The sequence below is a fragment of the Marinagarivorans sp. genome (genome assembly GCF_982758155.1).
In genome coordinates, this window is record NZ_CEXWTU010000190.1 from 2,172 (window position 1) to 10,071 (window position 7,900).

General features: G+C 47.3%; 7 protein-coding genes. 3 read left to right on the plus strand and 4 right to left on the minus strand.

Features of this window, described 5'->3' with window-relative positions:
• The 3 genes from ileS to AC3A8L_RS16550 all read right to left on the minus strand — a co-directional run.
• Positions 1-1,736: isoleucine--tRNA ligase (gene ileS / locus AC3A8L_RS16540; protein ID WP_487963378.1), on the minus strand; the 1,736-nt coding region annotated here is incomplete at its 3' end.
• A gap of 72 nt (positions 1,737-1,808) precedes the next feature.
• Positions 1,809-2,756 carry a bifunctional riboflavin kinase/FAD synthetase gene (gene ribF / locus AC3A8L_RS16545; protein WP_487963379.1) on the minus strand — a complete coding sequence of 316 codons (948 nt, stop codon included), beginning with the start codon at positions 2,754-2,756 and terminating at the stop codon, positions 1,809-1,811.
• A 200-nt stretch (positions 2,757-2,956) separates the two neighbouring features.
• Positions 2,957-4,141, minus strand: a complete 1,185-nt coding sequence (locus AC3A8L_RS16550) for a DNA-binding response regulator (RefSeq protein ID WP_487963380.1) — start codon at positions 4,139-4,141, stop codon at positions 2,957-2,959.
• A gap of 443 nt (positions 4,142-4,584) precedes the next feature.
• Between AC3A8L_RS16550 and AC3A8L_RS16555 the strand changes: the two genes are divergently transcribed.
• Genes AC3A8L_RS16555 through AC3A8L_RS16565 form a run of 3 tightly spaced genes read left to right on the plus strand, consistent with a single transcriptional unit; the run spans position 4,585 to position 7,075 of the window.
• Positions 4,585-5,445 (plus strand): HDOD domain-containing protein, encoded by an 861-nt coding sequence (locus tag AC3A8L_RS16555; RefSeq protein ID WP_487963381.1) that lies wholly within the window; start codon positions 4,585-4,587, stop codon positions 5,443-5,445.
• On the plus strand, positions 5,442-6,860 hold the full coding sequence (sthA, locus tag AC3A8L_RS16560) for a Si-specific NAD(P)(+) transhydrogenase (protein ID WP_487963382.1): 1,419 nt from the start codon (positions 5,442-5,444) through the stop codon (positions 6,858-6,860). Before AC3A8L_RS16555 ends, sthA begins: the two co-directional genes overlap by 4 nt.
• Positions 6,860-7,075 carry a response regulator transcription factor gene (locus AC3A8L_RS16565; protein WP_487963383.1) on the plus strand — a complete coding sequence of 72 codons (216 nt, stop codon included), beginning with the start codon at positions 6,860-6,862 and terminating at the stop codon, positions 7,073-7,075. The genes sthA and AC3A8L_RS16565 overlap by 1 nt, the downstream gene beginning before the upstream one ends.
• Positions 7,076-7,079: 4 nt before the next feature.
• On the opposite strand, the gene AC3A8L_RS16570 is transcribed toward AC3A8L_RS16565, so the two are convergent.
• The coding region (locus AC3A8L_RS16570; protein WP_487963384.1) for a hypothetical protein at positions 7,080-7,900 on the minus strand (821 nt) is incomplete at its 5' end.

Sequence of the window (7,900 nt, forward strand, 5' to 3'; positions counted from 1 at the left end):
TCAACAGCTACCGAAGTGAGAAGTGACGACTGAAACCAACCGCGATGCTGGTCAGAACCTTCAAGATATAAATCTGCCGGGTAGCGCAAATTTTCGCGCTGCTCGAGTACTGAAAAGTGCGTAACGCCGGAATCAAACCAAACATCCAACGTATCCGTTACCTTGCTATAGCGCTCGGCATCATCGCCCAACAACTCGGATGCCTCTAATTTAAACCATGCATCCATGCCATCTTTTTCTACCAGCGCTGCGACTTGTTCGATAAGTGCTTCGGTATTGGGATGTAAATCGCCGGTATTTTTATCAATAAACAAAGCAATGGGCACACCCCATGTGCGCTGACGGGACACGCACCAATCAGGACTTGATTCCAGCATGGCGCGAATACGCGTTTCACCCCAGCTGGGCAGCCATTCCACGCCATCAACCGCACTCTTTACACTATCCAGCAAACCGTTTTTCGTCATGCTCACAAACCATTGTGGCGTAGCACGATAAATAAGTGGCGTTTTTGTTCTCCAGCAATGCGGGTAACTGTGCGTTAACTTTGCGGCATGAAAAAGATTACCCTTTTCTTCAAGTACGGCTAAAACATTATTATCGACTTTATAGACGTGCTCACCCGCGAAGACTTCAACATCGTCACGGTAAATGCCATTTTCGTTTACGATATTCAACGTACCAATATTGTATTTACGGCCCACATTAAAATCGTCTACGCCGTGATCTGGCGCTGTATGAACACAACCGGTACCCGCATCAGTGGTTACATGGTCGCCCAAAATAACGGGAACGGTTTTATCGTACAACGGATGCTGCAACGCAAGATGCTCTAAATCTGCGCCTTTAAAACTGGCCAATACTTTGGGCGAATCCAATTCACCACGCTGACAAACTCCAGCCATTAGGGCTTCGGCCACAACAATCACCGTATTACCGCTGTGTATAAGCACGTAATCTAATTCAGCATTTACACTAACAGCTTGGTTGGCCGGTAATGTCCAGGGGGTTGTTGTCCAAATAACAATGCTGGCATTGGCGGGAACGGCATCAAAACCGATGCGCTTCGCGAAATCGGCAATATCAACAATAGGGAACTTAACATCAATCGAATTAGACGTTTTCTCGTGGTATTCAACTTCGGCTTCAGCCAAGGCTGATGCGCCAACCACGCTCCAGTAAACCGGTTTAAAACCCTTTTGTAGGTGACCGTTTTTGGCAATTTTACCCAAGGCACGAATCGTATCGGCTTCGGTTTTAAAATCCATAGTCAGATAAGGATTTTCCCACTCGCCTAATACACCCAGGCGAATAAAGTCTTCTTTCTGGCCCGCTACTTGTTTAGCAGCATACTCACGGCATTTTTTACGGAAGATATCATACTCAACCTTCACGCCGGCTTTACCAATCTTCTTTTCAACATTGTGCTCAATGGGTAAACCGTGGCAATCCCAACCCGGCACGTAAGGAGCATCAAAGCCACTGAGTGTTTTCGATTTAATAATAATGTCTTTTAAGATTTTATTAACGGCATGGCCAATATGAATGCTGCCATTAGCGTAGGGAGGGCCATCATGCAAAATAAATTGCGGAGCGCCCGCGCGCGCTTTACGAATGGCTTGATAGAGGTTTTCTTTTTGCCAGCGCTTTAATGTTTGTGGTTCACGCTGGGCCAAATTAGCTTTCATCGCAAAAGCGGTTTTTGGCAGATTGAGTGTCGCCTTGTAATCAGTCATGTCGTTTTGTCTTAAAAGTTATGTCTTGGCTTTTGTGAACTCAACTATTAAAAATAGTTATTCGCGCACCGTTTAATGTTTGGCTAATTGTGAAAAATAATGCTTTGCATCCGTAATATCAGAGGCAATTTGTTGCTTGAGCGCATCGAGAGAGTCAAACTTTTTCTCGGCACGCAAAGCCTTGCAAAAGGCAACCGTTACAAACTGGCCGTAAAGGTTCGCACTAAAGTTAAAAATATGTACTTCGAGCATCGGTTTATGCTCGCCAGAAATCGTTGGCTTTACCCCAACGTTAGCAACCCCTTGATGGCTAACGCCTTGTACCTCAAGCGTTACCGCATACACGCCACCAACAGCCGCGGCATAACGCCCCAAGCCTATATTAGCCGTGGGTACATTAATAGTTCGGCCGAGTTGCCGCCCATATATCACGCGGCCAAAAATACTGTACGGTTTGCCCAGTAAGCGCTCGGCATCCTCTAGCTGATTGTGTTCCAACAAACTACGAATTCGGGTACTGCTTATGCGTTCACCGGCATCGGCATAGGTTGCACTGTTGGAAACTGAAAACCCCTGCTGATCGCCGGCCCTCGCTAAAAGGTCAAAATCGCCGCGGCGATCGCAACCAAAACGAAAGTCATCACCAATCTCGAGGTGTTTTACCTGCAGCCCAATAACGAGAACCTGCTTAATGAATTCATCCGCCGTAAGCGAGCGCAATGCTTGATTGAAGCGTAAACACACGACAGTATCAATACCACACGCCAGCAAAGCATTCACTTTTTCACGCAAGCGCATCAAGCGAGGGCGGGTTTCCGCCTGAGCAAAAAATTCGTGGGGCTGCGGTTCAAAGACTATTGCTACACTCGACAATTGTGCCTGCCTAGCTTTTGCAACAACACGCTTGAGTATTTGTTGATGCCCCTTATGGACGCCATCAAATGAGCCAATGGTAGCAACACTCGCGCCGCCAAAGCGGCTCAGCCCCTTAAGGCCCAATATGAACTGCGGCTGTCGCATTAACCCGTATCTCTCACGCACAAAATTAACGTGCGAGTATACACTAGAAAACGAGAGAGGTTTGAGCGCTAAGGCTTAGAGGCGTAAGGGGTCAGGGCCCTTAGTGAGTGGCGCTATATTGGGCGGGCGGACTAGCACCGTCAAATGTAAGGAAGTACTTACATACACTGCAGACTTACACCATCAATAATGTAACTTCACTAGAATAAATCAACAGATGTGTCGACACTCGGCGGCTTCTTTCGCGAACCGCCCAGCTCAGGGTGATCATCCAGAGCGTGCAAAGAATGCTCCAAGCCCATTTCAAGCTTCATGAAAATTTCATCCACTTTAAGGCCTTCATTAAACACACTATTGGTTGTCGAGATTAAACGCTCAACGACGCTATCAATAAAATATTCATCTTGCTCGGTAAGCGCCAAATGTGGAACTCGATCTTGTAGCATAGCGGTCGATGCTTCAACCTCGTCCATAATATCCTTCATCACATCTTGGTAGCGCTCTTTAACACGAATCATCACCGTATTAACATCGCCAGAAAGCTTGCGTAAACACTGCTTTTCTTCGATAAGCGTATGCCTGTCTTCTAGCGAATGAATTCGGGCATTAACCCCTTGCAGTAAATAGAATGTATTGTCTTTTATCGCACCATACTTCTCGGCGTCATCAACGGGCATATTCTTAATCAGCAGCGAAGCACGGTCATAATTACAAATAGTTCGGCAGCCAAAATCAATGTAGCGATCATTGTCCTTAAGCTGAAACAGCAACTGAGACTCCAAATCTTTGCTCATACCATGCGCTTCCATATTCTTGATCCCCAAGCTGCTACGCATCTGTAAACTGCACTTTAAACCGTAACGTTCTAGCGTAGAAAACAACTGCTGCCCCAGTTGATCCAAATTATCGCACTCGTGCACCGCCAATAAGAACTGGATATTCGCACCAAGGTCACTATTGTCCACCATGGCGTTACGCGCTGTTTCAGTAGCAACATCCAGCCGCTCGGACAATTGCGAGTTGGCTATTCGATGAAAAATGCTTTTAGTGATACGCGCGCACGCTTCATCTTTATTCGTTGCCGGCTCTATAATGTCATCGCAACCAGCCTCGTAGGCCGCCAACTTATCTTCTAGCGTGTACTCATCGGCAATGAACACCACCGGAAGGTCATGCTTTTTACCTAATTCTAAACACAGCTTTCCACACTCCATCAAAGAACATTTTACTGAACTGCAATCAACCACCAACGCCCGATAATCGGCCTCACCAATCATTCCTTCAAGCTCTTGCGCCGAGACCACGTTATTAGCCTGAAAAAAGTGCTGCACATGCTCGCCAACCGGTGAAAGCTTTTCGCTACAGAGTAAAATTTGGTAGCTCATAGGTAAAACCTTAGCTTAAGAGACAAGGAAACAAACTATTATTCAACAATGCTTGTTTTCCACTTCCTTTTCGTTACTCAAAGCGCTACATGCCCCGGCATGCAACCCTTTAAGCCCCGTGATAAGAAAACAGAATCCTGCACCAAATTGGATAATCTATTATTGCCTCGCCCCTAATGTTCTCCTTGATTGGCACCAGACTTCTCTGGCACCCCATAACTCCCGCATTATTTTACGGGCCTTACTATTTAACCTAGCTAACTTTGGGCATACAGCAAATACATAGCGCTGAAAAACACGTCAAAAAGGAACATTTTTGACCGACACCTTTTTGACGGCACGGGGAAACCTATAAATTAGTTGTAATTCAGTGGCGCAAACCCTCTAAAAACGTCTAAATTTAAAGGAAAGCACCTTTTAACTAACACGTGAGTGTGATGTTCATGACTACAGCGCCCCAGGAAAATTCGTTCGTCGAAATCATAACGCAACGCATTAATCAGGATGATATTGAAGTCCCAATGCTGCCCGAAGTGGCCAACAAGGTCATGCGTTTAACGAATGACCCAGAGTCCGACGCCAACGATCTCGCCAAGCTAATTCAAAGCGACCAAACACTGGCCGGCCACGTCATGCGTATTGCCAATTCTGCGCTCTACTCGCCTAATGCGACGCTGGTTTCTTTGCAACAAGCCATAACTCGCTTAGGCATGCGCGTTATCGCAGACATCGCATTAGCCGCCTCGGTCAACAGTAAGATGTTCAACGCACCGGGGTATGAAAAACATATCCAAACCGAGCTGCAATTCTCTTTAATGGCAGGCCTATGGGCTAAAGAAATTGCGCGCGCCTGCCGCCGGAATGTTGAAGCTGCGTTTTTAGCCGGTTTACTCCATGACATTGGTCGCCCCGTTTGCGTTCAAGTTGTTACAGAAGTTGCCAATAGCCTAAAAATAGAAGTGCAACCCGACATGATGTATGAGCTAGAGCAGCACTTTCAACGCTCGCTCGGGATTAGCGTGGTCCATCAGTGGGAAATGCCAGCTTTGGTTCGCGATGTGGTGACATGGTTTGACGATTACGCTAACGCCGGGAAAAGCGCAGAACAAACCATGATTGTTGTCGCCGGCGCTGAGTTTGCAAGCCACTTTTACAAAGGCACGCCGCTGCGTAAAAAAATCACGCGCGCACAATTAATAAAATCACCCGTATTGGCTGATTTAAACCTCTACCCCGACGATATCGAAAAACTGATTGAGAAAGAAGAACTCATCAGCTCCGCAATGGAGACCATGAGCCAATGAGCACGGAAGCCTCGACCACAGAACAAAATTACGACATGATCGTCATTGGCAGCGGGCCTGCAGGCCAAAAAGCCGCTATTCAAGCCGCAAAAGTAGGTCGTAATGTTGCCTTAATCGAACGCAGTCGTGAGCTCGGTGGCTCTTGCGTTCACCGAGGAACAATCCCCTCTAAAACCTTGCGCGAAAATGCCCTGCGCGTAAAAGCCATGCGCCAAAGCGCCGAGATTGCCAACTTTGAGCTACCCGAAGAAATTGAATTAGCCACATTGATCAGCCGCTTGGGTGACGTACTGGATGCTCACGATGAATACATGCGCCGCCAGGTCTCGCGCAATAACGTTGAACTCATTCACGGCCGAGCCAAATTAGTTTCGCCGACACAAGTCGCCATCACTGACGTACGCGGTAATGTAAACCTACTTAACTCAGAACATATCGTTATTGCCACCGGCTCCGAGCCACGCACACCAGACCATATCGCTATTGATCACGAACACTTATTTGATAGCGACTCCATTCTATCCATGTTGTATTTACCCACCAGTTTAGTCGTGCTGGGCGGTGGTGTAATCGCCAGCGAATATGCTTCTATTTTTCAAGCCTTAGGCGTAAAAGTCACGATGATTGACAAATACCCTCGGCCACTCGGTTTTTTAGATGACGATTTAACCGATACTTTTATCGCCGGCTTTGAAGACATGGGCGGCACTTGGATGGGTAAAAGTACTGTCGTAAAAGCCTACTGGAATGGTGAAAACGCCGTGGTTACGGAACTCGAAGACGGTACGCTTATACGCAGTGAAAAACTACTTTGCGCCGCGGGGCGAATTTCCAACGTTAAAGATTTATGTATTGAAAACGCGGGGCTAGAAGTTAACGACAGAGGCTTAATAAGCGTCGATAAAAACCTGCGAACCCCTGTACCCAGCATCTATGCCGCCGGTGATATCATTGGGCCACCCTCTCTCGCTTCAGCATCCATGGAGCAAGGACGGCGCGCTACTTGTAACGCACTCAACATGCCCCTCGGGAGCATGAACACCATGATACCCTCGGGCATTTACTCCATTCCCGAACTATCATCTATTGGCTTAAGCGAAGCACAAGCGGTTGAAAAATATCCAGGAGCCATTGCCGGTAAAGCCCGCTTCGATGAAATAGCGCGCGGCCAAATATCCGGCATACAAAACGGCCTACTCAAAATAGTTTGCGACCCCGATGGCAAAAAAATCCTTGGCGTGATGATTGTAGGTGAAGGCGCAACAGAGTTAATTCATATCGGCCAGATGGCGATGATCAGCAATAGTGATATCGACGTTTTTGTCGACAATATATTTAACTTTCCCACTTTGGCCGAAGCCTACCGTGTTGCAGCGCTCAGCATCATTGGGCAACGCATGACAAAAAACTTATAGTGCACTACCCTGGCACTATAGCCTTTGGCTTATCTCAGCGAGAATCTGATGCGCTCATATGGATTGCGTGTGGTAAGACTAACCGCGAAATGGGACATATATTGGGCATTAGCCCAAGAACAATTAATAAACATTTAGAACAGGTTTTTAAAAAACTGGAAGTTGATAATCGTACCAACGCCGCCGCCAAAGCCATACCGTTGCTGCGGCGTTAACGCCCTATCGTGTAAAAACCCAATTATGGCCCCGGCTATCGCAAGTAATATAATCACCGCCAATAACATCACAAGACGATAAAGCCGGTGGAGCTTTACCTTTATGCTGCCGGGCAACAGCCATAGTGCTTTTATCTTTTTGTAAAAAGCCATACATCATCGCAAAGCGCTTAACAAAATCCTGCTGTTGCTGTTGCGTCTCATCAAAAATGTAATAAAACTTGCTATAAGATAACGTTGCGCCCGCCAGACCAATAGCATCCATTTTCTGCAAATAAATGGCATAGGCCCGTTGCAAATACTGATGTAATTCTAAGTTGGAACGGTAATCCAGTATTGCCGGTAATGTGAGTGCGTTCTGCTGTGTTAAAGCGCTTTTACTCAACGTACGATTAGAGCGATTATCCAGCAAGCGATACCGCGCATTACCACACTGAATTTGCCCCCCTGTCACAGTGCACCCCTTTAAACCCGAAGGCACTTCCGGCTTAGCGCTCAGTGTTGGTGCCGATGCACCAGCCACCGTTGCAGGACGACCCTGCCGAGCCTTTGGTTTGGCAGGCTGACTTACCTTAGGCATTGCTAAACCTGCCCGTTTTGCCGGCCGCTTGAGCAACAATTGTTGTGTAGCCGCAGGATTTCGCCTGAAATCATCAAAACTTGGCAACCCCCGCCCTTCACCCTTCGCAACCACATCGCAATAGAGTTTTTCGAGGTCAGACTTAACACCCACCCCCTCGATACACGCCAGCGCCGGGTGCGCTAAGATTAGCGACAGCAACCCCACCGAAACAGCCGCCAGCCATTGGGGCTTAAAGCGATACT

Coding starts and splice junctions, on each gene's coding strand:
- AC3A8L_RS16550 (WP_487963380.1), bottom strand. CDS start 4,141: ATGAGCTACCAAATTTTACTCTGTAGCGAAAAGCTTTCACCGGTTGGC.
- sthA (WP_487963382.1), top strand. CDS start 5,442: ATGAGCACGGAAGCCTCGACCACAGAACAAAATTACGACATGATCGTC.
- AC3A8L_RS16555 (WP_487963381.1), top strand. CDS start 4,585: ATGACTACAGCGCCCCAGGAAAATTCGTTCGTCGAAATCATAACGCAA.
- ribF (WP_487963379.1), bottom strand. CDS start 2,756: ATGCGACAGCCGCAGTTCATATTGGGCCTTAAGGGGCTGAGCCGCTTT.